The organism is Paraburkholderia sp. BL21I4N1, from assembly GCF_002973525.1.
Taxonomy (GTDB): domain Bacteria; phylum Pseudomonadota; class Gammaproteobacteria; order Burkholderiales; family Burkholderiaceae; genus Paraburkholderia.
On record NZ_PVEN01000014.1, the window covers coordinates 41432 to 63257 of the forward strand.

At 65.1% G+C, this 21826-nt stretch carries 23 protein-coding genes; 20 read left to right on the forward strand and 3 right to left on the reverse strand.

Annotated elements, in window-relative coordinates; all coding sequences use genetic code 11:
• Positions 1–9 precede the first annotated feature (9 nt).
• From gspH to B0G83_RS27945, 4 genes are all read left to right on the forward strand, one after another.
• Complete coding sequence (gene gspH / locus B0G83_RS27930) at positions 10–567, forward strand: type II secretion system minor pseudopilin GspH (protein ID WP_105510629.1); 558 nt, start codon at positions 10–12, stop codon at positions 565–567.
• 174 nt (positions 568–741) lie between these two features.
• Positions 742–1491: a secretin and TonB N-terminal domain-containing protein gene (locus B0G83_RS27935; RefSeq protein WP_105510630.1), complete on the forward strand. Its 750-nt coding sequence runs from the start codon at positions 742–744 to the stop codon at positions 1489–1491.
• Between the two features lie 6 nt (positions 1492–1497).
• Positions 1498–2049 carry an RNA polymerase sigma factor gene (locus B0G83_RS27940; protein ID WP_105510631.1) on the forward strand — a complete coding sequence of 184 codons (552 nt, stop codon included), beginning with the start codon at positions 1498–1500 and terminating at the stop codon, positions 2047–2049.
• 11 nt (positions 2050–2060) lie between these two features.
• Positions 2061–3062, forward strand: coding sequence for a FecR domain-containing protein (locus B0G83_RS27945; RefSeq protein WP_105510632.1), 1002 nt, complete (start codon positions 2061–2063; stop codon positions 3060–3062).
• A 204-nt stretch (positions 3063–3266) separates the two neighbouring features.
• On the opposite strand, the gene B0G83_RS27950 is transcribed toward B0G83_RS27945, so the two are convergent.
• The gene (locus B0G83_RS27950) at positions 3267–4100 is read right to left on the reverse strand and encodes a hypothetical protein (protein ID WP_105510633.1); all 834 of its coding nucleotides are present in this window, start codon (positions 4098–4100) and stop codon (positions 3267–3269) included.
• Between the two features lie 243 nt (positions 4101–4343).
• On the opposite strand from B0G83_RS27950, the gene B0G83_RS27955 reads away from it, so the two are divergent.
• Positions 4344–5984, forward strand: coding sequence for a type II toxin-antitoxin system Phd/YefM family antitoxin (locus B0G83_RS27955; protein WP_105510634.1), 1641 nt, complete (start codon positions 4344–4346; stop codon positions 5982–5984).
• 27 nt (positions 5985–6011) lie between these two features.
• On the opposite strand, the gene gspK is transcribed toward B0G83_RS27955, so the two are convergent.
• Positions 6012–7010 (reverse strand): type II secretion system minor pseudopilin GspK, encoded by a 999-nt coding sequence (gene gspK, locus B0G83_RS27960; RefSeq protein WP_105510635.1) that lies wholly within the window; start codon positions 7008–7010, stop codon positions 6012–6014.
• A 32-nt stretch (positions 7011–7042) separates the two neighbouring features.
• Positions 7043–7627: a hypothetical protein gene (locus B0G83_RS27965; protein WP_105510636.1), complete on the reverse strand. Its 585-nt coding sequence runs from the start codon at positions 7625–7627 to the stop codon at positions 7043–7045.
• 390 nt (positions 7628–8017) lie between these two features.
• Here B0G83_RS27965 and B0G83_RS27970 point away from each other — a divergent pair, with 390 nt between their 5' ends.
• From B0G83_RS27970 to B0G83_RS28040, 15 genes are all read left to right on the forward strand, one after another.
• Entirely contained in the window at positions 8018–9181 is a 1164-nt protein-coding gene (locus B0G83_RS27970) for a TIGR03032 family protein (RefSeq protein ID WP_258168353.1), read from the forward strand.
• 387 nt (positions 9182–9568) lie between these two features.
• Complete coding sequence (locus tag B0G83_RS27975; protein ID WP_105510638.1) at positions 9569–11155, forward strand: ShlB/FhaC/HecB family hemolysin secretion/activation protein; 1587 nt, start codon at positions 9569–9571, stop codon at positions 11153–11155.
• A 105-nt stretch (positions 11156–11260) separates the two neighbouring features.
• A complete protein-coding gene (locus B0G83_RS27980) occupies positions 11261–13012 on the forward strand; it encodes a DUF2341 domain-containing protein (protein WP_258168368.1) in 1752 nt (583 codons plus the stop codon).
• 19 nt (positions 13013–13031) lie between these two features.
• A complete protein-coding gene (locus B0G83_RS27985; protein WP_105510640.1) occupies positions 13032–13442 on the forward strand; it encodes a biopolymer transporter ExbD in 411 nt (136 codons plus the stop codon).
• Positions 13443–13451: 9 nt separating this feature from the next.
• Positions 13452–14153: an energy transducer TonB gene (locus tag B0G83_RS27990; RefSeq protein ID WP_105510641.1), complete on the forward strand. Its 702-nt coding sequence runs from the start codon at positions 13452–13454 to the stop codon at positions 14151–14153.
• 144 nt (positions 14154–14297) lie between these two features.
• The gene (locus B0G83_RS27995) at positions 14298–16115 is read left to right on the forward strand and encodes a putative porin (protein ID WP_105510642.1); all 1818 of its coding nucleotides are present in this window, start codon (positions 14298–14300) and stop codon (positions 16113–16115) included.
• A gap of 11 nt (positions 16116–16126) precedes the next feature.
• Positions 16127–16816, forward strand: coding sequence for a hypothetical protein (locus B0G83_RS28000; RefSeq protein ID WP_105510643.1), 690 nt, complete (start codon positions 16127–16129; stop codon positions 16814–16816).
• A gap of 77 nt (positions 16817–16893) precedes the next feature.
• Complete coding sequence (locus tag B0G83_RS28005; protein ID WP_105510644.1) at positions 16894–17514, forward strand: YbjN domain-containing protein; 621 nt, start codon at positions 16894–16896, stop codon at positions 17512–17514.
• On the forward strand, positions 17511–17957 hold the full coding sequence (locus B0G83_RS28010) for a hypothetical protein (protein ID WP_105510645.1): 447 nt from the start codon (positions 17511–17513) through the stop codon (positions 17955–17957). Before B0G83_RS28005 ends, B0G83_RS28010 begins: the two co-directional genes overlap by 4 nt.
• A gap of 92 nt (positions 17958–18049) precedes the next feature.
• Positions 18050–18928, forward strand: a complete 879-nt coding sequence (locus B0G83_RS28015) for a peptidylprolyl isomerase (RefSeq protein ID WP_105510646.1) — start codon at positions 18050–18052, stop codon at positions 18926–18928.
• 111 nt (positions 18929–19039) lie between these two features.
• A complete protein-coding gene (locus B0G83_RS28020) occupies positions 19040–19417 on the forward strand; it encodes a hypothetical protein (protein WP_105510647.1) in 378 nt (125 codons plus the stop codon).
• Positions 19414–19608: a hypothetical protein gene (locus B0G83_RS28025; RefSeq protein WP_105510648.1), complete on the forward strand. Its 195-nt coding sequence runs from the start codon at positions 19414–19416 to the stop codon at positions 19606–19608. The genes B0G83_RS28020 and B0G83_RS28025 overlap by 4 nt, the downstream gene beginning before the upstream one ends.
• Positions 19609–19633: 25 nt before the next feature.
• Positions 19634–19849 carry a hypothetical protein gene (locus B0G83_RS28030; protein WP_258168355.1) on the forward strand — a complete coding sequence of 72 codons (216 nt, stop codon included), beginning with the start codon at positions 19634–19636 and terminating at the stop codon, positions 19847–19849.
• A gap of 3 nt (positions 19850–19852) precedes the next feature.
• On the forward strand, positions 19853–21337 hold the full coding sequence (locus tag B0G83_RS28035; protein WP_258168357.1) for a Do family serine endopeptidase: 1485 nt from the start codon (positions 19853–19855) through the stop codon (positions 21335–21337).
• A gap of 12 nt (positions 21338–21349) precedes the next feature.
• A complete protein-coding gene (locus tag B0G83_RS28040; RefSeq protein ID WP_258168358.1) occupies positions 21350–21817 on the forward strand; it encodes a YbaB/EbfC family DNA-binding protein in 468 nt (155 codons plus the stop codon).
• Positions 21818–21826 lie beyond the last annotated feature (9 nt).

Below are 21826 nucleotides of genomic sequence, written 5' to 3' on the forward strand. Positions count from 1 at the left end.
GCGATGCGAATGCGAACGCGCAAGCAAACGCAAACGCAGCAGCGGAACGAAGCGGGTCACGCTGCGCGACCTCTCGCTGCTAAACGACGCACGCGCCCGGCTCGTCACACGCAGCGCGGCTTCACGCTGCTCGAGATGATGGTGGTGCTGTTGATCGTCGGCCTGCTGGTCACGGTCGTCGCGTTGGCGCCCTCGCGTAACCGCCGCACCGATCTCGCCGAAGAAGCGCAGCGTCTCGCGAGCCTGCTCGAATCCGCCGGCGACGAAGCGCAAGTCCGCTCGACGCCGATGGCCTGGCAACCCATCGCCGGCGGCTACAGGTTCTATCGGCGTAGCGAAGACGGCGCGTGGAAGCCCGTCGCGGACGATCTGTTCAGCCCGCATCGCTGGTCGACCGAAGTGACCGGCGTGTCGGTCCGTTACACCGGCAGCAACGAGCCGGTATCGCGCGTCGTATTCGGCGACGAAAGCATCGGCGTGCCGGTCACGATCACGCTGTCCTCGGCGGGCGTGCGGCTTCTCGTAGTCGGCACGGGCATCGGCAACTTCGTCGTGCGACGCCCCTGAACTCGCCGGGTCCGACTCCGGGCCCGCACTCATCGAACGTCGATACAAACCGCATCCCTATGCGGATTCACCTAAGTGTCACAGTGATTCCCTACGATGCGATGTTCGCTTGCTTCGGGGCGGCTCTGGGCCGCTGCGTCGAAGTCCTGTGCAAAACATTTCCGGCATTGATAGATGACACGTTCACGGGCGCCGACCGGTGTCCTGGCGTTGACGGCATGTCTGCTGTTGCTGGCGTTCGTCATGCGTTGCGCCAAGGCCCAGGACGCGGGAGAGGCCAGCCGTCCGGTCGCACGCGCGGCGCATTTCGAACTGCCCGCCCAGCCGCTCGCGCAGGCCTTGCAGGCGTTCGCACGGACCACCGAGCTGATCGTGCTGGCGCCCGCGCCCCTGCTCGACGGTCATATGAGCGCGCCGGTCCAGGGCGATTATTCGCCGCGCGAAGCACTTGAGAGGGTGCTCGCGGGAACCGGATTGAAGGCGGAGTTCACCGGCACGGACGAGGCGATCATCGTCGCGCAGCCCGTTGCGCCCGAAGCGCCACCCGTCGCGGCGGAGGCGCCGGCGAACCCGGCACTACCGGTCGACGGCCTGGGCGACGACGCCGACGCGCAAGCGTACGCCGCGCAGTTGCAGGCGCGCATGACCCAGGTGCTGTGCGCGCTGCCCACGGCCATGCCGGGCGGCTACCGGCTGGCGGCACAGTTGCGTATCGACGATAAGGGGGCGGTGGTGGCGGTGAATATGGTCGCTTCAAGTGGTCAGGCTTCGCGTGACGCGGCCATCGTGCGCGCGCTGCGCTCGCTGAGGCTCGATTCGCCGCCGCCGGGCAGCTTGCCCGAGCCCGTCACGATTCTGCTGCGGCCCACCGGCAACGGTGTGCATCTGCATTGCCCAACGACAACTACAGACGGTCGGAACTAGGCGCTTATGCCGGACACGAGCCGCACCCAACTCAAACAGATCCTGGCCACGCGCTACGCGTACCTCGTCAGGCGGCTGGAGCGCATCACGGGATCGAAGGAAGGGGCGACCGACGCATTGCACGAAACCTGGCTGCGTCTGGACAAGGCGAACGTGTCCACCCAGGTCGCCAATGCCGACGCGTACATTCTCGGCATGGCGAGCAACGTCGCGATCGACCAGCATCGCCACGAGCGCCGTCATGCGCACGAGGACGACGTCGACGTGCTGCTCGGCGTGCCCGACGAACTGGCCGATCCCGAGCGGATCCTGACGGCGCGCCGCAAGATCGATAGCCTGAAAGACGTGCTGCGCGGCCTGACGCCCAGGCGCCGGGCCATCCTGCTGGCCGCGCGGGTGGATGGCCAGTTGAATCGCGAAATCGCCGAACGTTTCGGGATTTCCCTGAGGCTGGTAGAGAGTGAATTGAGTGCGGCAATGAAGTATTGTCTTCAGCGTATGCAGGAAGCCGGCGATCCGTACACGGATTCACGCAGCAGTGGGCCACGCAAATTTTGAACATCCCGACAATGAGGAAAGCTGAGGCCGTTACCGCGGACCACGCCCTGGAAGAAGCCCAGGCGTGGCTCGTGCGCCTGCGTTCGGGCAGCATGAGCCGGGCCGAAACGGAGTCCTTCCAGCGCTGGAGCGAGGAGCATCCGCAGACCGCGGCGCTGCTGCGCGATACGTGGAACCTGCTGCGTACGGCGGCCGCCGAACTGGCCGATGAAACCCCGGCAGCGGCCAACGATGAATGGCTGGCCGAAGCGCGTCGCGATAAAACGATGCGCACGGGCCGCCGCGCGTTCGTCGGCTTTGCGGTGGCGGCGGGGGCGTCGTGGCTCGCGTTGCGTCCGCCGCTGGAACTGTGGCCGTCGCTCACCGACCTCACCGCCGACTACCGCACCGGCACCGGTGAACAACGGAGCGTGGTGCTGTCGGATCGCGTCGTGGTCGAGATGAATACGCAGACGCGCCTCGACGTGCTGCCGGTCCAGGCCGCCGCGCGCGGGATCGATCTGCTGGCGGGCGAGGCGGAGATCGACGCGAAGGCGTCCACGGCGCTGGGCGACGCGCTGTTGCGGCAGGTGACGGTCGTCGCCGGGAAAGGGCGCATGCAGGCCGTCACGGCGCGCTTCAATGTGCGCCGCGGCGGCGGATCGGTCTGCGTCACCTGCCTGTCGGGTTCGCTCGCGCTCGATCATCCCAGCGCGCGACTCACGTTGCGCGCGAACGACCAGGTGGTCTACGACGACCGCAAGGTCGAGCCGGTTTCGCGCGTCGATCCGAGCGGCTTCGTGGCGTGGCGGCGCGGTGTGCTGGTGTTCAACGGCGTGCCGCTCGCCGAGGTCGTCGACGAAATCAATCGCTACCGTCCGGGAAAAATCATTCTCAGAAACGCGGCCCTGGGGCGCAACCGGATGCAGGCGCAGTTTCCGATTACGCGGCTCGACGATGTGATCGATCTGCTGGGGCGCCTGTACGGCGCGCGCATCACGCGCTTGCCGGGGAATCTGGTTCTGCTGAGCTGAGCGGCGCAGGAGGCGTAGGCCATCGCGACCGCTTCAAGCTTTCCTGATCTATTCATTTCTCATAGCCTGCGTTTCCACGCAGGCGAATGCGCTCGTGCGCACGGCCGACCTTTACCGACACTTAAAAAGAAAATCTGCGGGTTAGGGCGGCTCGCTTCGACCTAGTTTAAGAAGGCCGCATTTTTTGGCATCGAGCCGCGGCACTTACGAGGTCGCCGCATCGCCGTCGGCGCGCGCGCTTGCGCGGGCGGCATCCCAGCTGGCATCGAGGGGATCGGCAGCGTGGCGATAAGGCTCGAGCAGAAACGGACAACGCTCGACGAACGAGGCGGATTTTTGCAAGGCCACGATATGGTTGACCATCCATTGCAGCAGATCGCTACCCTGGCGGATCTGTTCGGCACGCCACGGCGGCATCGTCGCGAACAGCGCGGCGAAACGATCCCAGCGGGAGTCGCGATCGCTCGTGGTGGGGCGGATATAGGTGTTCAGGCAGATGTCGTTGCTGTCGTTCAACGCGCCGACGAACAGACCCGCGGCCGTCGGCACGCCGACCTGCCGCCAGTTGCCGGCGAGTGCGAGCGGACGTATCACGCGGGCCAGGACGAACGCGGCGCCGGTTTCCGTCTCGATCTCCGCGAGCGACACGACGCCGTTGCGCTGCATGCAGCGTGCGACGGCGTGCGGGCGGATCGTGCTCGACGCAAAACTGCGCAACACCAGGTCCGGCACGCTCAGTTGCAACTGGAATTCGCGCAGCCCGTGCTCGGCGCTCATGGTCGCGAAATTGACGAACAGGCCTTCGGTTGTGCCGAGCGCGCCGACGTAGGGTTCGAGTCCGAGCCGCGCGAGTTTCGGTGCGACCTGGCGTTCGAGCAGCCGCAGCAGATTGCGCCGGTTGCGCAGGCCCGTGAAGTTGTCGAGGCTGGTCGTGACGACGTCGCTAATCTCCCAGCGGCGTTCTTCGGCAAACAGGCGCGGGGATCGGTTCAGATCGTATCTGGCTCGGCCGTGCGCGACGCGCGGGTCGACAAACATGGCGGGTCCTTGTGGATGCCGTCCGGGGGACTGACGCGACGCTGCGTCAGCCGGCCCCTTTCTCGTCACATTCGATGGTCCGACGTCGGAAAAAGTTCGTCAAGCGGTTCGACAGGAGTGGCACGTGTCGATCGTGAGCGGCGACAGCCGTGAGCCTCTGGTCTCTTCCGCACGCGACGCAAACCCGAACGCTGGACGCGGTCTGTCAAAACGATAACGAGGTGGCCTTTGATACGCACAGTCATGGAACGCTTTGTCGAGCATAGCCCGATGGCGGTAATGGCGCGGCTCGTCATGCAATGGGCGCTCCACGCGGAGTCGCTGGACGATCCGCTCGGCAAGGAAGAGGCGGATGGCGACGGCGAACCGCCGCGCGAATTGCTGCTCTCCATGATCGTGCAGGCGATGACGCAGATCGCCGCGCGCCTGAACCGCTCGCGCGACGGGTTGGCCGAAGCGCCCGAAGACACCGCCGCGCAACTGACCGCATTGCACGACCGGATGAGCCGTGTGCGCCCGCAATGGGGCCGTTCCCTGGTGCGCGATAGCGCGGGGCTGTTGCTGCCGGTGGCGCCTCCGCCCTCGGAGTTGCGCTCGCAGGCGGGCGGCGATTTGCGGGTGCGCGTGCTGGACGGCGTGTCGATGTCGGCGGCCATGCGCTGCATGCCGGGACCGGCGCGCTGCGTCCACGTGATCGCCTCGGCCGACGCTCAGGCGGGCGCCATGGACGGTCCTTGCGTGCTGCCGGTCTATGACCCGGAGCGTGCGCTGATCGTCGATCTGTTGCCCTACGAACGGGGTCTCGTCCACGAGCGGGCTTTTGCTGCACAACTGGTGGAATCGGTGCGGCCGGGTGAACTGTGGATTCTCGACGGGCATTTCAATCCGGCCGCGATACTCGCCGGCTGGCCCAGCGACGGCAGCCTGTTCATCATGCAGGAACACGGTTGTGCGCCCGCGTATCGCGTACTCGGCGAGTCGAGCGAAGCGGGCTGGCTCGACGGCACGCCGGTCCGCGAGCAGGCCATCGGCCTGCCCGCGGAGTGTGGCGCGTCGCCGGTGTTCCGGCGTATCGAATGGCATCGGCACGACGCGCAAGGCGATACGCCGAGACGCGTCGCGATCCTGACGAACGTGCCCGCGACGACACGCGACGCGCTGCAAATCGTCCAGCTCGCCGCCCGCACGTGGCGCGACACGCTGCCGTTGCCGCTCGACGCCGTTCGCGAGGCCGCCGCGTTCGGCGTTATCGCGGCGCGGGCAGCGCCGCTCGCGTCGGGCATCGTCGCATTGGCGTACAACGTGTTCAGCGCGATGATCGGCGTCGTGAAAAATGCGCTCGACCTCGACGAGCGTGATAGCGAGCGCTTGCCGCAGCACATGGCGAGCGGCATAGAGGGCGCGTACGGCGGCATGATGATCGCGCTGCCGCCCGACAACTGGCGGCGTTACGACCGGCTCCCGGATGCGGCGCTGCGCGAGATCGCCCGTCATCTCGCGGTGCATGTCGACCCGCGCAGCATGCGCAGAAAGCGGCGCGATCACAAGGTGTCGGCGAAATCGCAGGCACGTCTGCTCGCGACGACGTTGGAGCATCTGTTGCGCGAAGACGCGGAACTGGCGGCGGCGGGCTTCTCCAGATTGCGCACCATCGCGATGGCGACCCGCGACTTCAGCAGCAATCCGTCGCGCGCGTTACGTCATGCGAGTGATGCCCTCGTGATGGTGACGAAATACAACCGGCCGGTCGCGTTGCTGGTGTCGATCGACGACTGGAACCGCTTGATCGGCCAGGTGCGCGAAACGAATTTCGACCGGCTGTCGATCGACTACGCGTCGCTGGTGCCGATGAGCGGCGAGACGGTGGTCAGCGATCTGCATTGAATTGACGCCGGCTGGCCGATCAGCCGATCAGCCGGTGATCCGATGGACCCAGATCACCGAGGTCCAGCTGAAATTGCCGACCCCGTAGCGAGCCACCAGCGTGTCGATGCGGCTATTGATCCGGGCGGAACGAATCCGGCAATGCACGATGAAATAGCCGCTGTTGACGCCGATCATCGACCCGTCGGGCAAGGTCGCGCTGCTTTGCGTCGGCGCCAGCACTTCGGCGATATCGCCGGTACTGACGAAGTACGCCGTGTTGCGTCGCTCAACGAGCCGGTGCGCGAGCACGCGCGTCAGCGTCGGAATCGCGGCGACCAGCACGGGCTCCGACGCGGTGTTCGCATTGATCGTGGTCAGGTCGGGCAGGATCGTGACGTACGGCGCGAGCGCCGCGCTCGTGCTCTCGTCGTAGCCGGCCGCGCGCGCCAGATCGGCCACCGTAACGAGTTGCAAAGGCCAGCCGTCGGGACCGTTGGTTTCGCGTAGCGATTTCAGCATGTACGCGGCGGTTTGCTTCGCGAGCGACGGATCGAGCGACAGTTCGCCGAGCAGCCGCCGATAGGCGAGCAGACCTTCGGCGTTGGTCTGCCAGGGCTGGCCGGGCGCGGCGCGCGACACGAGGTTCATCAGGTTGAAGCGGGCCTGCGCGTCTTCCACGCTACCCGAGATCGAGGCGCGCGCGAGCTCACCGTTGAGCGCGGCGGCGCTCGACCCCGGCGCGAGGAAACTGCCCAGTTGCATGTCGCTTACGGGCGCGGACCACGGCTGACCCACGTACGCCACGTTCGATATCACCGCCTGAGCACGCAACGTCGCGCGTGCCCATTCGACGGCGGCGCGCTCGGCCCACATCGTTTCCACCGCGAGGCGCTGGTTCCCCACGTCGCGCAAGGCGACCTGCTGGCGCCATAACACGCTCGCCGCGAGCGTGGCCGCCAGCGCGACGACGAGCAGCACCATCACGATGGCAATGCCGCGTTGCCGCGAGGCGTTCGCGTGGCGGCCTGGTTTTCGAAGGCGCATAGAGTCGGTTCCGCGCGGAGCGTAGAGAGGGTTCAGGCCAGAAAGGCGAGCCACACGTGCAGGATGCTCGCATGCAGAGATGACGATATGCCGAACGCGGCGACGAGACCTGTCATCCACAGCGCGAGCGCGGCGGGGTGCGAGCCTGGCGTGACGATGGCGAGCGGCGCGATCAGGTCGTCGATGGCATGCGTGCCCCACAACAGCAGCATCACGAGCACGCAGGTCAATGCCATGCTGCGCTGAAAATAATAGAGCGCCGCGGCGCGATGACTGCGGAACGGCGCGCGGTAATGTTGCTGATTGGTCAGCACGATGGTGACCCCGCCGGCCAGCGGCACGATCGCCATCAGTGCATTCCAGAAGAACGGCTGATCGCTGTGCGGATTGATGACCTGCAGCGCGCCGATCGCCCAGAAGGGCGGCGCGAGCAACGTCAGCGACACCCACGACAGCGTTTGCCACGCAAGCCACGGCATGCGCCAGCGCAGGCGCCGCGAACTCACGGCGTCGCTGCCGGCCTGCGGATCGCCCGGCGCCCCGCGCTGCGCCGTCTCGCCGCGCGCGCCGGTCAGTCTGGCGACAAGTCGTCGCAGAAGCATGGTGGTGATCAACATGGCTCTCCTCGTCGATGTCGTCCCTGTATTGGATAAGACGTTGCGATGCGGTCTATCCCGCAGGTTGTGTCGCGTTTCGTGGGGCATCGAGGATTCCTTCACACGAATGTTCCGCGGATGTCACAAAAAATTACGGTTCCGCGAGCGACGATGGACTGTGTTCAAACATTAATATGCATGCCGCATTTTTCACGCGCCCCCACGTGCAAGAAAAATAGTTTGCGGGATTGGCCGGTCGTTTCCGTCTAGGAGTAAGGAACGCTCGAAGGGATCTCGACGCCGGTGTCGGCCGATCACATGAAGCGACGAATCCGTACGGGTGGCGATGCCTGCGCGCGCATCCCGATGGGTCTTTATAAAAAAGCAACGCGAGAGCTTGGGATAAATAACGTGGAACGCCTCGGGGAACATCAGTCAGAAGGTGAGTCGGATCCGGTGGGCGAGCCGACGCCGCCCGCCGCCGCGACGGACGCCGACTCGCCGTTCATCAATCTGCGCGATACGGGGCGCTTTCTCGACGTGCTCGCGTCGCTGCAATGTTCTCTCGCGATCAGCCGCCGGCCCTCGGGCGTGGCGTTGCTCGGCGTGGAAAACGGCGCGCCCACGTTGTCCGCGTGTCTGCTGCCGCGTTCGATGGGCATGGCGGTGAGCGGCAACCGGCTCGCCGTGGCGACGATGCACGAGTTGATGGTGTTCGCCAATCTGCCGTCGCTCGCGCCGCTTTATCCGGTTCGTCCCGATCACTACGACGCGATCTTCGTGCCGCGCATGACGTACTACACCGGCGATCTCGATCTGCACGACATGGTGTTCGACAAGCAGATCGTGCTCGCGGTCAATACGCGCTACTCGTGCATTAGCGTGATCGACGGTTATTTCAACTTCACGCCGATATGGCAGCCGCCTTTCGTCACGGAGTTCGGTCCGGACGATCGCTGCCATCTGAACGGGATGGCCTTTCACGACGGCAAGGTGCGTTACGCGACCGCGCTCGGCCACACCAGCACGCCGTTCGGTTGGCGCGCGGGCATGGCGGGCGGCGGTATCGTGATGGAAGTGCCGTCGGGGCGGATCGTCGCGTCGGGACTGTCGATGCCGCACTCGCCGCGTCTGATCGACGGCCGCCTTTTTGTGCTGGAGGGCGGCCGGGGACAAGTCCTCGAAATCGATGTCCACAGCGGCGCGCGACGCGTCGTGGTGACCTTGCCCGGCTTCGCGCACGGTCTGGCCGAATACCGTGGCGTGATGTTCGTGGGTCTGTCGAAACTGCGCGATAAGCGCGGGCCGCAGGGCTTGCCGATCGAGAGCGGGACGGATGAACTGGTAGCCGGCGTGGCGGCGCTGGATAGCCGCAGCGGCGACGTGCTGGGGATCATGAAATTCTTCAACGGCGTGGACGAAGTGTTCGATGTCCAGGTGCTGCCCAATATTCGGCGCGCCGAGATTCTGAGTCCGCGCGAGTGGGCCGACACGCCGTCCATCGCGACGATGCAAGGCGGCTTCTGGCAGACGCGGCCACGCGAGGAAGACGAAGCGCAGGCGCGTGAAGGCTAAATCGCGAAATTTTCGACTATGCCCTGCGGGTTAGGCGCGCTCGTTTCGTCTTGATGATAGGGACGCGCGATAAAGAGCGGCTTTATTCGTTCGGGCGCCGAGGATTGATTTGATGGATTGAAGAAACATCGCGACGGAGACCAGTAGTACAAGCCGTACGATTAGGATGGCCAACTAAAAGTAACATTTCTGAAATGAAACTGTGCTAGCCGGCCCGATGAAGCAGGGCTCGCCAATGCGGCAACGAGCTGAATGAAAAAAGGGGAATGGCGCATGCCGCCAAGAGTTAACGGGATGGGGATGTCACCCGAGGGTTCGAGCGGGGAGTCCAACGGGGCATTGGCTCAACGCAGAGGCGCTACGCGGCGGCGCTGCTTGTCTGGCGCGATGAGCGTGGCGTTCGTCGGCGGCTTGGGTCTCGCGGGCGGCGTGCATGCGCAGAACGCCGCGGCGGCGACGTCCGCATCGGCCGCGCCGCAAACCTTCGACCTGAATGAGTTTATCGTGCGCGGCAATACGACCTTGCCGAGCCTCGATATCGAAAAAGCGGTCTATCCGTTCGAAGGTCCGGGCAAGACGCTGGCGGACGTCAACGCGGCGCGCGATGCGTTGCAGAAGGTCTATCAGGATCGCGGCTATCAATCGGTGGTTGTCGAGTTGCCGCAGCAGCAGGTAAAAAACGGCGTGATCGTGTTGCAGGTCGTCGAAGCGAAAGTGGGCCGGCTGCGCGTGGAAGGCGCGCAGTACACCTCGCCGCAGAACATTCGCGACGCAGTGCCGGCGCTCGCGGAAGGCAGTGTCCCCGACTTCGGCGTTGCACAGCAACAGCTTACCGATCTGAACCGTACGGCGGACCGTCAGGTGATTCCGGTGCTCAAGCCCGGCGCTCTGCCGCAAACCGTGGACGTCGATCTGAAAGTGGACGATCACAGTCCGCTGCACGGCACGCTCGACCTGAACAACGACAACAGCCCGGGCACCTCGCTGCTGCGCACCAGCGCCACGCTGAGCTATTCGAACCTGTGGCAGCTGGGCCACGTGCTCTCGGGCACCTACGTGATCGCGCCGCAGCATCCCGACGACGCGCGCGTGTACTCGTTCTCGTATCTGGCGCCGCTGAAGGATTCGCACTGGAGCCTGCTGGCCACGGTGGTTCACTCGGACAGCAACGTGGCGTCGATCGGCGGCACCAACGTGCTCGGCAAGGGCACCACCTACGGCTTCACCGCGACCTACGCGTTGCCCGCGACGGACACCTACGCGCAGTCGGTGAGCATCGAGATCGACCGCAAGCATTACGACGAGAACGTCAGCCTGGGCGGAGCGATGTCCATGTCGCCGCTGACCTACGTGCCGGTGACGTTGTCGTACACCGGCCAGCTCAGCCTGAAGAACTCGCAGACGGCGTTTTCCGCGTCGCTGACCACGAATATCCGCGGTATCGGCAGCGACGCCGGTGCGTGGGACAACAAGCGCTACAACGCGACCCCCGACTTCCTCTACGCCAAATTCGACGTCAATCACACGCAGCATTTCGCCAACGACATGCAGGCCAATGCGCACGTCACCGCGCAACTGGCCAACTCGCCGCTGGTGTCGAGCGAGCAGTTCGCGGCCGGCGGCATGAACAGCGTGCGCGGCTACATGCAGGCGGAAGACACGGCGGATAGCGGTGTGATCGGCTCGCTCGAATTGCGCAGCCCGTCGCTGACGAAATACCTCGGCGGCGCGGCCGGCAGCCGCATCAACGAATGGCGTTTTCATGCGTTCGTCGACGCGGCGCACCTGTGGTTGCTCAGCCCGCTGCCGGAGCAGACCGCGAGCTTCAACCTGCTGAGCGTCGGCGTGGGAACACGGGTGCAACTGTTCAAGTATGCGAGCGCGGATTTCGAAGCGGGCTGGCCGTTGAAAGCCGGCGTCTACACGAAGCAATACAGCCCGCGCTTTGATTTCTATGTGCGCCTCGGTTTCTGAAGGATCTTTTCTGTTCGTGCCTTGCCGCGTTGCCGGCACGGTTCATTTGGGGAGTGGATTGTGAAGCGAGCCTTGTTTCTCCTGTTACTGACGCTGCTGGGCGTGATGCCCGGCGTCGCCAACGCGTGGTGGCAAAACGACTGGTCGTACCGCAAGGCGATCACGATCGACGCCGGTCCGAAGGGAGCCAACCTGACGGAGTCGGCCGGTCGCGTGCCGCTGCTGATCCGGCTGCATTCGGGCAATTTCCAGTTCGACGGACTGGCCGACAACGGTGCGGACATCCGCTTCGTCGCGGCCGACGACAAGACGCCGTTGAACTTCGAAATCGAACAGTACGACGCGGTGCTGGGCGTCGCGCTCATCTGGGTCGATATCACGAAGATGCCGGCCGGTTCGGCCGAATCGATCTGGATGTACTACGGCAACAAGAAAGCGCCTGACGGCAGCAAACCGTCGCAGACTTTCGATCCGGACTACACGCTGGTGTATCACTTCGATAGCCCGTCCGGCGCGCCGCCGAAAGACGCGACCGCGTACGCGAACAATGCGCAAAACGCGCCGCTGCGAACCGTCGAGGACGGGATCGTCGGCAAGGGCGCGCAGTTCGACGGCAGCACCGCGCTGAATCTGCCGGCCACGCCGTCGCTGAACGTCGGCACGGGCGGCAGCTTCACGTTCAGCGTGTGGGTCAAGCCCGCGGCGCTGGCGGCCAACACGCTGCTGTACAGCCGCCGCGACGGCGCGAACGCCTTGCTGATCGGCCTTGACAACGGCGTGCCGTTCGCCGGGATCGACGGGGCCGCAGCGCCGGTTCGCACGCCCGCCGCGCCTGCGTTGACGGCCAATCAATGGACCCATCTCGCCGTCACTGCCGACGGCAAGAATCTCACTGTGTACGTGAACGGCAAGCAAGCGGCTCAGATCGCCGCGACATTGCCCGCGCTGACCAGCGCGGCATCGGTGGCCGGCGACGTCACCGGCGCGCCCGCGGGCTTCGCCAACTTCAAGGGTTCGCTCGACGAGTTGCGTCTGTCGAAGATCGCCCGCTCGCCGGAACTGATCGCACTCGACGCGCTGGCGCAAGGCTCGGAATCGAAGCTGATCAATTACGGCGCGGATGAAAAGCAGTCGGGATTCGGCTTCGGCTACTTCGGCGTGATCGTGCAGTCGGTGACGGTCGACGCGTGGGTGGTGATCGGCATTCTGCTCGCCATGGCTGTCGTCTCGTGGGTCGTGATGTGGAACAAGGGGCGCTACGTCGGCCTCGTCGACCGTGCCAACAACTACTTCGTCGAGCGCTTTCGCGAAGTGGCGGGCCGTCATCTGGTCGGCCTCGCGCATGTGAAGGAAACCAGCGAGGAGGGGCAGCGCCTGCGTCAGTCGTCGCTGTACCGGTTGTATCGCGCGGGTGTCGCCGAAATTCATAGCCGCGTCGACGACAACGGCCGCACGGTGATCACCAGCGAGTCGATCGAGGCGATCCGCGCGTCGATGGACGCCACCCTCGTGCGCGAAAACCAGCGTCTGTCGAAGTCGATGGTGCTGCTGACCATTGCCATTTCCGGCGGCCCGTTCCTCGGGCTGCTCGGCACGGTGGTCGGCGTGATGATCACCTTCGCCGCGATCGCGGCCGCCGGCGACGTCAACGTCAACGCGATCGCGCCGGGTATCGCCGCCGCGCTGCTGGCCACGGTCACGGGTCTGTTCGTCGCGATTCCCGCGCTGTTTGGCTACAACTACCTGCTGATTCGCAACAAGAACGTGACCGCGAACATGCAGGTGTTCGTCGACGAATTCGTCACGCGGCTGGCCGAGGCGCATCGCAGTCCGGACCACGCGCTGCTGGCCGACTGAACGCACACGGGAGATCACCATGCAGGTTCAGGACGACGACAAGCCGTACGACGACATCAACATCACGCCGATGCTCGATCTGGCTTACGTGCTGTTGATCATCTTCATCATCATGACGACCGCTTCGGTGCAGGGCATCAAGGTGGATCTGCCCAAGGCGAGCTCGTCGGCGAGTCTCGCCAAGCCGAAGACCAAGGCGATCACCGTGTCCGATTCGGGACAGATTTTTCTGGATGCGTACCCCGTGTCGATGGACGAACTGGAGAGCCGGCTGCGCACCGAGAAAGCGAGCAATCCGGATGTGCCGATCGTCCTCAAAGGCGATTCCGCCGTGGCGTATCAGCGGGTCATGGATGTCCTCGATCTGCTCAGGCGTCTCGATCTGTCGCAGGTCGGTCTGGTGACCGGCAAAGCGAAGCAGGGCGGCTAGGGCGACGCGATGGAAATGACCTATAACGGCGGCCCTTCCGGCAAGGGGCCGGGCCGCTTCATCAAGCCGGTCGCGCTCGTGCTGGCGCTGGTAGCGCTCGGCGTGCTGATCTGGCATTTCGCCGGCGATACGACGGGCGTGAAGCGTATCAGCGCGCCGCAGGTGACGACGGTCATTCCGTTGCCGCCACCACCGCCGCCTCCGCGGCAGAAACCGCCGCCGGAGAAAGTGAAGGAAGAGGCGAAGACGCCAGTGGATAAGCCGACCGTCGCGCCTAAACCGTCGGAGACGCCCAAGCCGTCGGACAACCAGCCGAAGCAGATGACGATGAACGCGCCGGCGCAGGCAGGCACCGACAGTTTCAACATCGGCGCGGGCGACGGCTCGGGGAACGTCGGCAGCGGCGGCAACGTTGGACGCTTCGGCAACGCGAGTTACGCGCAGTACATGGTCTACACGCTGCAGCGTGCGGTTGAGCAGGACAAGGGCGTACAGGACGTCGGCGGCGTGCGCTTCACCGGCAGCCTGAATCTGTGGATGGAGCCGTCGGGACGCATCACGAAGGTGACGATCGCGCAGAGCACCGGCGATCCGAAGATCGACGCCGCCGTCGTCGCGGCGATCGAGGCGCTCGGCAAGGTCGACGAGCCGCCGCCGCCCGCCACGGCGTATCCGGTGCTGGTGAAGCTGCAGGGGCGCAAGCCGGGATAGCGGGCGCAAAAAAGCCGCAAACGGCACGGGCAAGGACAAGGTTCAGACACGCACGCACACACGCGGCGCAAGCAAAGCAAACACGTGGCAGGTCCCCACACGGACGATGCCGGCAAAAGAACAGCGGTTACGCGGAGAGCATTGATGATTCGGAAAATGAAGCTACGGGGTCGCGGCTACGGCGGCGGAGGATCGACGGCGACCGGCTCGCGCCTAAGTGTGGCGCTCGTCACGCTGGGCCTGTCGTGCGCGACCGGCGCGCACGCGCAGTCGCTCGACACGCAGGCCGCCACGGGCACGGCGGCGCCGACCGAGAGCACGGTGATCAACCTGATCAACCTGCTCGTCAAACGCGGCGTGCTGACGCAGCAGAATGCCAACGATCTGATTCGCGAAGCGCGCGCCGAAACGGCCCAGGCAAAGGCATCGTCGGGGCGGCCGCTGGCGGCAGGCGCCGCGGGCATGGCGGTCGTCAATGCGCCGACACAGCCGGGCGACGTCGCGGTGCCGTACGTGCCGCAGGTCGTGCGCGATCAGATCCGCGATCAGGTGAAGCAGGAAGTGGTCGCGCAAGCGAAGGCGGAGAACTGGGCGCAACCCAACACGTTCCCCGACTGGGTGTCGCGCATCAAGCTGGACGGCGATCTGCGCGTGCGTGACGAATTCCATTTCTACGGCAGCCGCAACGCCAACAATGTGACGAACTTCGCGGCGATCAATCAGGGCGGCGGCTTCGATATCAACGGCAATACCAACACCACGCAATTGCCGACGCAGAACACGACGCAGAACCGCAACAATCTCGAACGCTATCGCGCGCGTCTCGGCATCACCGCGTTGCTGTCGGACGAATTCAGCGCCGGTATCCAGCTCGCGAGCGGCAACGACAACGGCCCGGTGTCCACCACCGCCACCGCGGGCGGCGGCTTCGCGAAGAAGAACATCTGGCTGAACAAGGCATTTTTCCGCTATCAGCCGAACTCGTGGCTGAACGTCGTGGCGGGGCGCTTCGACAATCCGTTCTTTACGTCGGATCTGCTGTTTTCGAACGATCTGGAAATGGACGGTCTGGCCGCAAGCTTCCGTCACGCATTACCGGTCAATCCGGATGTGACGCTGTTCGGCACTTTCGGTGTGTTCCCGATCCAGTACACGTCGGAGAATTTCCCGTCGAACAGCACCAGCAAGGTGGGGAGCGATACCAAGTGGATGTTCGGCGCGCAGGTCGGGGCCGAATGGAAGATCGACCAGCAGAACCGCCTGAAGGGCGCGCTGGCCTACTACGACTATCAGAACATGCGAGGCACGCTGTCGTCTCCTTGCGCGCTGTACCTTGGCGCCACGAATTGCAGCACCGACAACGAAGCGCCCGCATTCCTGCAGGGCGGCAACACGCTGGTGGCGTTGCGCAACATCGTGCAGAACCCGAATCTCGCACCGGGCATGACGCCTGAGCCGCAACTCTTCGGGCTCGCATATAACTACCGGCTGCTCGACATCAAGGCGCAATGGGACACGGTTCTGGCCGACCGCGTCAAGGTGAGACTGGACGGCGAGTTCGTCCGCAACCTGGCCTACAACACCAACAAGGCGTTCAGCGCGGCCTCGCTGCCGGTCAACAACTACGAGGCGACCACGGTCAATGCGAGCCAGTCCGACTATCGCAGCGGCCCGAACGGCTACCTCGCGAAAGTGACCTTCGGCGAGCCGGATCCGAGCACCAAGGGTCAGTGGAATTTCTCGGTTGCGTACAAGTATCTGCAACCGGACGCGACGCTCGACGCGTTCAACGATCCCGACTTCCATCTGGGCGGCACCAATGCGCGCGGCTACATTCTCGGCGCGGCGTATGCGGTGGCGCGCGACACGTGGCTGTCGGCACGCTATCTCAGCGCGAAAGAAGTCTACGGGCCGCCGGTATCGATCGACGTGCTGCAGATCGAGCTCAACGCGCGCTTCTGACGGGAGTCGGGATGAAAACAGTTCGTTATGGCCTGGTTGCCGCGATGCTCGGCGGCGCTGTCCTGTTCCTGAATGGCACTGCCGACGCACAGAGCATCGAAGACAAGTTGCGTACGCAATTACGTTCCACGACGCAGACACTGCGTCAGCTTCAGGACAATCAGGCGCAACTTCAGGCCGACAAGACCGCCGCCGAGCAGCAACGTGATGCGGCGCAGGCGCGATTGAAGGATGTGCAGGCGCAGCTTGCGGCCGCGTCTGGCAAATCGGGCGGCGAGGCGGCGGCCGAGCGGGCGCTGTCTGTGGAAAAGAACAGTCATGCGCGGGACGCTCAGCAGCTCGCGAAGTACAAGTCGTCTTATGAGGAGCTGCTGACGGTCTCGCGAGCACGCGACGCGCAACGTTCGCAATGGCAGAACGACGTGAAGCAGCGCGATGCGCGCCTGCAGATGTGTCAGGCGAAGAACGCCGATCTGTATCGCGTGGGGCATGAAATTCTGGATGCGTATGAGCATGTCGGTTTCGGCTCGTTCTTCGCGTCGCGTCAGCCGTTCGCACAAGGCGCGCGCGTGAAGTACGACGAGATCGAACAGCGTTACGGCGACGCGCTTTACAGCGGCAAATACGATCCAGCGGCGCGCTCGACGGCTGCAGCGGCCGCGACCTCCGCGTCTCAGGACGCGCCTGCCGCCGCGCCGTGACACAAGCCGTGCGAGAGCACGAACAAACACGGCCCGGAACGGGCCGTTGGCAAATCAATCGACGTAGGAGCATCTCCATGAGCGACAAACAGACGAAGGCCGTGGCCGAGCAAGCGCCCGGCAGTGATTTGATCGAAGCGGTGAGCATCGATCGACTGGCGGACATCTTGAAGGCGGCCGGCTATCGCGTGACCGTCGCCGAACAGAACGGCGCGGTGCAGCTGATGAGCGCGAGCCAGGGCGTCGGTTTTTCGGTGCGCTTCGGCAACCCGGTGCAGGAAGCCTCCGCCGCGACCGTCGTCCGCTATCTGGACTACACGCATAGCTGCGTCCTGCAGGTGCAAGGCGAACTGCCGAGGGAACTGGTGGCAAGCTGGAACCGCACGAAACGTTTCGCGCGTCTCGCCGATCACGGGCCGTTCCTGGCGCTGGAGATGGACGTGATCGTCGCGGGCGGTGTGACCGAGCGCTATCTGCGCTCGACGATCGAACTCTGGGACCGTCTGATTCAGGAGTTCCTGTTGCATTTGCGTAACCGCCCGGCGTTGGCCGAACAGCAGGCGGGTTCACGGGCGACATCAGCAGTCGCCGCTCCCGCTGCCACGGCAACCGATCCCGCACCCGCGGCATTCGCCGGCGAGGACGCCGATGCCGCGGTGCGCGAAAGCGGCACGCGTGAGAGAGCGCTCGCGCCATGAATGTCGTGGGCCGCGTGAAGGCGTTCGGTGCGGCGCTGCTGTCCGCACTCGGCGGCGATCTACGCGTGAAACCCGACGCGGTCGCGGTCGGCGACGCGCCGGCCGCGTGGGTGCATTACGCGGAACAGGTCGCGCGGCGGCTGCACTCGGCACTCGACGGCGCGGATAGCGCCGCCTGCCGGCTTCGTGCGTCGCTCGAACAACGCGCCGGCGCGACGGGGGACAACGAGCCGCTGGCGTTGCGACTGAAGACTTGGCTCGACGCGCGTGGGCGCATCGAGCGGATCGAATGTGCGCCGCGTTGCGCGCCGGAAATCGAAGCCGATCTTCACCTCGTCGCGGTCGGCAAGGGGATCGGCAAGGCACCGCCGCGCGGCATGATCCAACCGATCGTCGTGCGGTTGGGCGGCCATGCAGCAATGAAGCGGTCCGCCGGATCGTAAGTTAAAGGCTGCGATCCCGGCCGCCGTGCAAGGGGCATGTCCCAATGAGGAGCGTGCCGTTGATGACAGCATTCAGGTAACCGCAGGGAGTCATGGTGAAGAAATTCGTACTGGCAGGATGTCTTGTGTCGACGATGCCGCTCGCCGCGATGGCGCAAAGCGATGTGATCGCCAGCGCGCCTCAGGCGTCGGTCACGCAGGCCGATATCGAACCGCTGCTGAAGTCGCTCAATCCCGACGGACGCACGCGGCTCGCGGCGGACCCGGCTGCGATGGATCAACTCGTGCGCTCGACGCTGGCGCAGAAAGCGGTGCTCGCCGAAGCCAGGGCGAAGGGCTGGGACAAGCAGCCGCAAGTGCGTACGGCGCTGGAACAGGCGCAGCGCGACGTGGTGGTTCGCAGCTATCTTGCTTCGGTGAATGCACCGCCGGCGGACTATCCGTCCGACGCGGAAATCCAGTCGGCGTACGACCAGAATCAGTCGGCGTTTACGGCGCCGCGCGCGCTGCATCTCGCGCAAATCTATCTCGAAGCACCGGCTAATTCGGACGCGGCGACGCTCGATAAAGCGCGCAAACAGGCGGCCGAACTCGCCAGTCGCGCGCGTACTGGTGATTTTGCCGCGCTGGCCAAGGCGAATTCGCAGGACACGACCAGCGCGGCGAATGGCGGCGACATGGGTGTCGTGCCCGACACGATGCTGTTGCCCCCGATTCGCCAGGCAGCCGATGCGCTCAAACCGGGTCAGGTGTCCGCGCCGGTCCAGACGCCGACCGGTTTTCACGTCGTCAAACTGATCGACGTGAAGGCCGCGACGCTGCGTCCGCTGGCCGACGTCAAGGAGCAGATTCGCACGACGTTGCGCGCGCAACGTTTGCAGCAGAACGTGCAGGCCTATGTCACGAAGCTGGCCGGCAATACGTCGATCAACGAGGACGCGCTGAAGAAGGCACTGGCCGCGGCACAGTGATCGGCGCGGGTGCCGGGTCAGTTTTGCGTTGAAGCGCGGCGCGCGCGGATATCTCGCGCGAACTGCCGTGGCGGCGCGTGCATCGCAGGGTGTCGCCGACTGGAGAGAGCCATGAATCTGGGTCGATTGATCGTCGTGGTGTTCGTTGCATTCGCATCGATGTCGGCTGGCGTGGCTTACGCGCAAACTGCCGCGCCGCGTGCGGGTTCTTCCGGCGCGGCGGCGTCCGCGACGAAGCCGGTGTGCGTGGATGCCGAGGTGGACGGCCAGCGCGCGCTGTCGTACGACTGCTTGAGTTCGCAACTGAAACCGAAGCCGGCGGTCCAGGCCGCAGCGTCGCGGACAGCGGCGGAAGCCGCGGCCAACGCGCCGTCGAACCGGGTCGGCACGTTCAATCTGTCCACCGAACGTAACCGGTTCGGCGCGAACTGGGGCAATTCGGTGACGCCCCAGCGTCCCGCCGCGCCGGTCGCGGTGCCGCCGAAATGATGCATGAACCCCAGCGTGAATTCGGTGCGGACGAGCGGCAGGACGAGGCTTCGTCGAGCGAGACCGCCGTGCGTGAGGGCGTCGACGAGTTCGTCGCCAATAAGCGTGTCGGCGCAATGGAGCGCAAGCGTCGCGGTGCCACGAGACGATCGCACCGCGGCATCAAAGTGCGGTTGTGGGACGAGACGTAGAGATCAAACGGCTGGGAGGACACGAATGATGGCGTGGGACAAGATGGACGACGTGGTCGAAATCGACGCGAAGGTGACCGAATCGACGGCGCATCGGATTTTGCGCAGCCGGGGCGGTTGGGTCGCATGGGATGCGTTGCGCGACTGTCCCGACTGGCAGATGGGCACCATCGCGCTGGACGGCCGTTTCTCGATGGATGAACTGCGCGCGCTGATTCTGTTCGCGCGTCGATGCGGCTGACGTATGGGACTTGCGGTGAAGGTGGCGAAGGCGGTGATAGCGCGTGGCAGGGGCGTGCGCACGGGCATGGCGGTGTCGATGCTAATGTGCGCCGGCCCCGCGCTCTGGGCGGCCAACCCGGGCGCGGCGGATAACGGTGTATCAAACGGCGTATCAAACGGCCCATCAAACGGCCCATCAAACGGCCCATCAAACAGCACCTCGCTGAGCGTTCCAAATTTCGCTGCGCTCGTCAAACGCTACGGCCAGGCCGTGGTCAACATCAGCGTCACGCGCGAAGTCACGCAGATGGGCATCCAGTTGCCGCCCGGCATCGCACCGGGCAATCCGCTTGCGCCGTTTCTCGCGCGCCGCGTGATCGGCAATCGCGAGGAAGTCAGTCTCGGCTCGGGATTTATCGTGAGTCCGGACGGCGTGATTCTGACCAACCGGCACGTGGTCGGCGACGCCGCGACCGTCGACGTGAAGCTGACCGACAAGCGCCAGTTCAAGGGCACGGTGATCGGCGGCGACGCGCTGTCGGACGTCGCGGTGATCCGCATCGACGCCCGCAATCTGCCGGCCGTCGTCACCGGTAATCCGGCCCGCACGGAGGTCGGCGACTGGGTGATGGCGATCGGTTCGCCGTACGGATTCGCGAATACGGTGACGCAAGGTATCGTCAGCGCGAAGTCGCGCTCGCTGCCGGGCGAGAGCTATATCCCGTTCATTCAGACCGATGTGCCGATCAATCCGGGCAATTCGGGCGGCCCGCTGTTCGACCTGAACGGCCGCGTGATCGCGATCAATTCGATGATCTATTCGAAGACGGGCGGTTATCAGGGACTGTCGTTCGCGATTCCGATCGACGTGGCGCTCGACGTGAAGGATCAACTGCTCAAGACCGGCAAAGTCACGCGCGGACGGCTCGGGGTTGCGTTGCAGGAAGTCAGCCAGGCGCTCGCGCGTTCGTTCGGACTGGCGCAACCGGATGGCGCGCTGATCAGCATGGTCGAGCCCGGCGGCCCCGGCGCGCAGGCGGGACTGCTCGCCGGCGATGTCGTGCTCGGCGTGAATGGCGACGTGGTGGCGGATCCCGTCGATCTGCTCGACACCATCGCCAGGATGAAGCCGGGGCAGAAGGCCGATCTTCTCGTCTGGCGCGCGGGCGCCCGGACGCGTGTTGAGGTTGCGGTGGGCGCGCTCGACAGCGGTGTTGCATCGAGCGGAAACCCGAAAGGGCCGGCGCGCATCGGCTTGAGCTTGCGGCCGTTGAATGGACAGGAACAGCAGCAGTTCGGCGTCGACCGAGGCTTGCTGGTCGAACAGGCGAGCGGTCAGGCGGCGCGCATCGGGTTGAAGCCGGGCGATATCGTGCTGTCGGTCAATGGCAAGCCCGTCGCGACCATCGACGCGTTGATCGCCGAAATCGGCGCGGCGCATGGCACGGTCGCGCTGCTCGTGCAGCGCGGCGGTTCGAGACTGTACCTTCCCATGGATCCGGATTAACCGGGAATCGTCATGAAGCCTAATACCGGCGGCAAGCTGTTTCGATGGACGGGCGCGATCGCTCTCGGATGCACGCTATTCTGGAGCACGCTGGCTGTGGCGCAGTCGCTCGACGTGCCGCAACCGTGGATCGATTACGCGCAGCGCGTTGGCCGGCAGTTTCAGACATCGCTCGAAGCGAACGACGACGCGGCCAACCAGTTCCATCAGTTCCTCGAAGACCGCGTGCTGAACGCGAAAGCCGATGCGCCACCACCCGCACTCGTGGTCCGCGCGTGGATCGGCGCGGATGGGGCGGTCACGAAGGTGCAGTTCGATTCGCTCGGCGATCCGCAGGCCGATGCGACCTTGCAGCAACTGTTGACCGTGCATCCGATTTCGGGGGCGCCGCCGGTGGACATGCGTCAACCGTTGAGAGTGCGCCTGCGGCTGACGGCGAATCCCGACGCGGGGCAAGGGGCGCAAGGTGCCGGACGTTAGGGCTTGTTA

What these genes read in the sequence shown, in the direction of transcription:
- gspH (WP_105510629.1), top strand. Translation starts at nt 10, where the DNA reads ATGCGAACGCGCAAGCAAACGCAAACGCAGCAGCGGAACGAAGCGGGT.
- B0G83_RS27935 (WP_105510630.1), top strand. Translation starts at nt 742, where the DNA reads ATGACACGTTCACGGGCGCCGACCGGTGTCCTGGCGTTGACGGCATGT.
- B0G83_RS27940 (WP_105510631.1), top strand. Translation starts at nt 1,498, where the DNA reads ATGCCGGACACGAGCCGCACCCAACTCAAACAGATCCTGGCCACGCGC.
- B0G83_RS27945 (WP_105510632.1), top strand. Translation starts at nt 2,061, where the DNA reads ATGAGGAAAGCTGAGGCCGTTACCGCGGACCACGCCCTGGAAGAAGCC.
- B0G83_RS27950 (WP_105510633.1), bottom strand. Translation starts at nt 4,100, where the DNA reads ATGTTTGTCGACCCGCGCGTCGCGCACGGCCGAGCCAGATACGATCTG.
- B0G83_RS27955 (WP_105510634.1), top strand. Translation starts at nt 4,344, where the DNA reads ATGGAACGCTTTGTCGAGCATAGCCCGATGGCGGTAATGGCGCGGCTC.
- gspK (WP_105510635.1), bottom strand. Translation starts at nt 7,010, where the DNA reads ATGCGCCTTCGAAAACCAGGCCGCCACGCGAACGCCTCGCGGCAACGC.
- B0G83_RS27965 (WP_105510636.1), bottom strand. Translation starts at nt 7,627, where the DNA reads ATGTTGATCACCACCATGCTTCTGCGACGACTTGTCGCCAGACTGACC.
- B0G83_RS27975 (WP_105510638.1), top strand. Translation starts at nt 9,569, where the DNA reads ATGAGCGTGGCGTTCGTCGGCGGCTTGGGTCTCGCGGGCGGCGTGCAT.
- B0G83_RS27980 (WP_258168368.1), top strand. Translation starts at nt 11,261, where the DNA reads ATGCCCGGCGTCGCCAACGCGTGGTGGCAAAACGACTGGTCGTACCGC.
- B0G83_RS27985 (WP_105510640.1), top strand. Translation starts at nt 13,032, where the DNA reads ATGCAGGTTCAGGACGACGACAAGCCGTACGACGACATCAACATCACG.
- B0G83_RS27990 (WP_105510641.1), top strand. Translation starts at nt 13,452, where the DNA reads ATGGAAATGACCTATAACGGCGGCCCTTCCGGCAAGGGGCCGGGCCGC.
- B0G83_RS27995 (WP_105510642.1), top strand. Translation starts at nt 14,298, where the DNA reads ATGATTCGGAAAATGAAGCTACGGGGTCGCGGCTACGGCGGCGGAGGA.
- B0G83_RS28000 (WP_105510643.1), top strand. Translation starts at nt 16,127, where the DNA reads ATGAAAACAGTTCGTTATGGCCTGGTTGCCGCGATGCTCGGCGGCGCT.
- B0G83_RS28005 (WP_105510644.1), top strand. Translation starts at nt 16,894, where the DNA reads ATGAGCGACAAACAGACGAAGGCCGTGGCCGAGCAAGCGCCCGGCAGT.
- B0G83_RS28010 (WP_105510645.1), top strand. Translation starts at nt 17,511, where the DNA reads ATGAATGTCGTGGGCCGCGTGAAGGCGTTCGGTGCGGCGCTGCTGTCC.
- B0G83_RS28015 (WP_105510646.1), top strand. Translation starts at nt 18,050, where the DNA reads ATGGTGAAGAAATTCGTACTGGCAGGATGTCTTGTGTCGACGATGCCG.
- B0G83_RS28020 (WP_105510647.1), top strand. Translation starts at nt 19,040, where the DNA reads ATGAATCTGGGTCGATTGATCGTCGTGGTGTTCGTTGCATTCGCATCG.
- B0G83_RS28025 (WP_105510648.1), top strand. Translation starts at nt 19,414, where the DNA reads ATGATGCATGAACCCCAGCGTGAATTCGGTGCGGACGAGCGGCAGGAC.
- B0G83_RS28030 (WP_258168355.1), top strand. Translation starts at nt 19,634, where the DNA reads ATGATGGCGTGGGACAAGATGGACGACGTGGTCGAAATCGACGCGAAG.
- B0G83_RS28035 (WP_258168357.1), top strand. Translation starts at nt 19,853, where the DNA reads ATGGGACTTGCGGTGAAGGTGGCGAAGGCGGTGATAGCGCGTGGCAGG.
- B0G83_RS28040 (WP_258168358.1), top strand. Translation starts at nt 21,350, where the DNA reads ATGAAGCCTAATACCGGCGGCAAGCTGTTTCGATGGACGGGCGCGATC.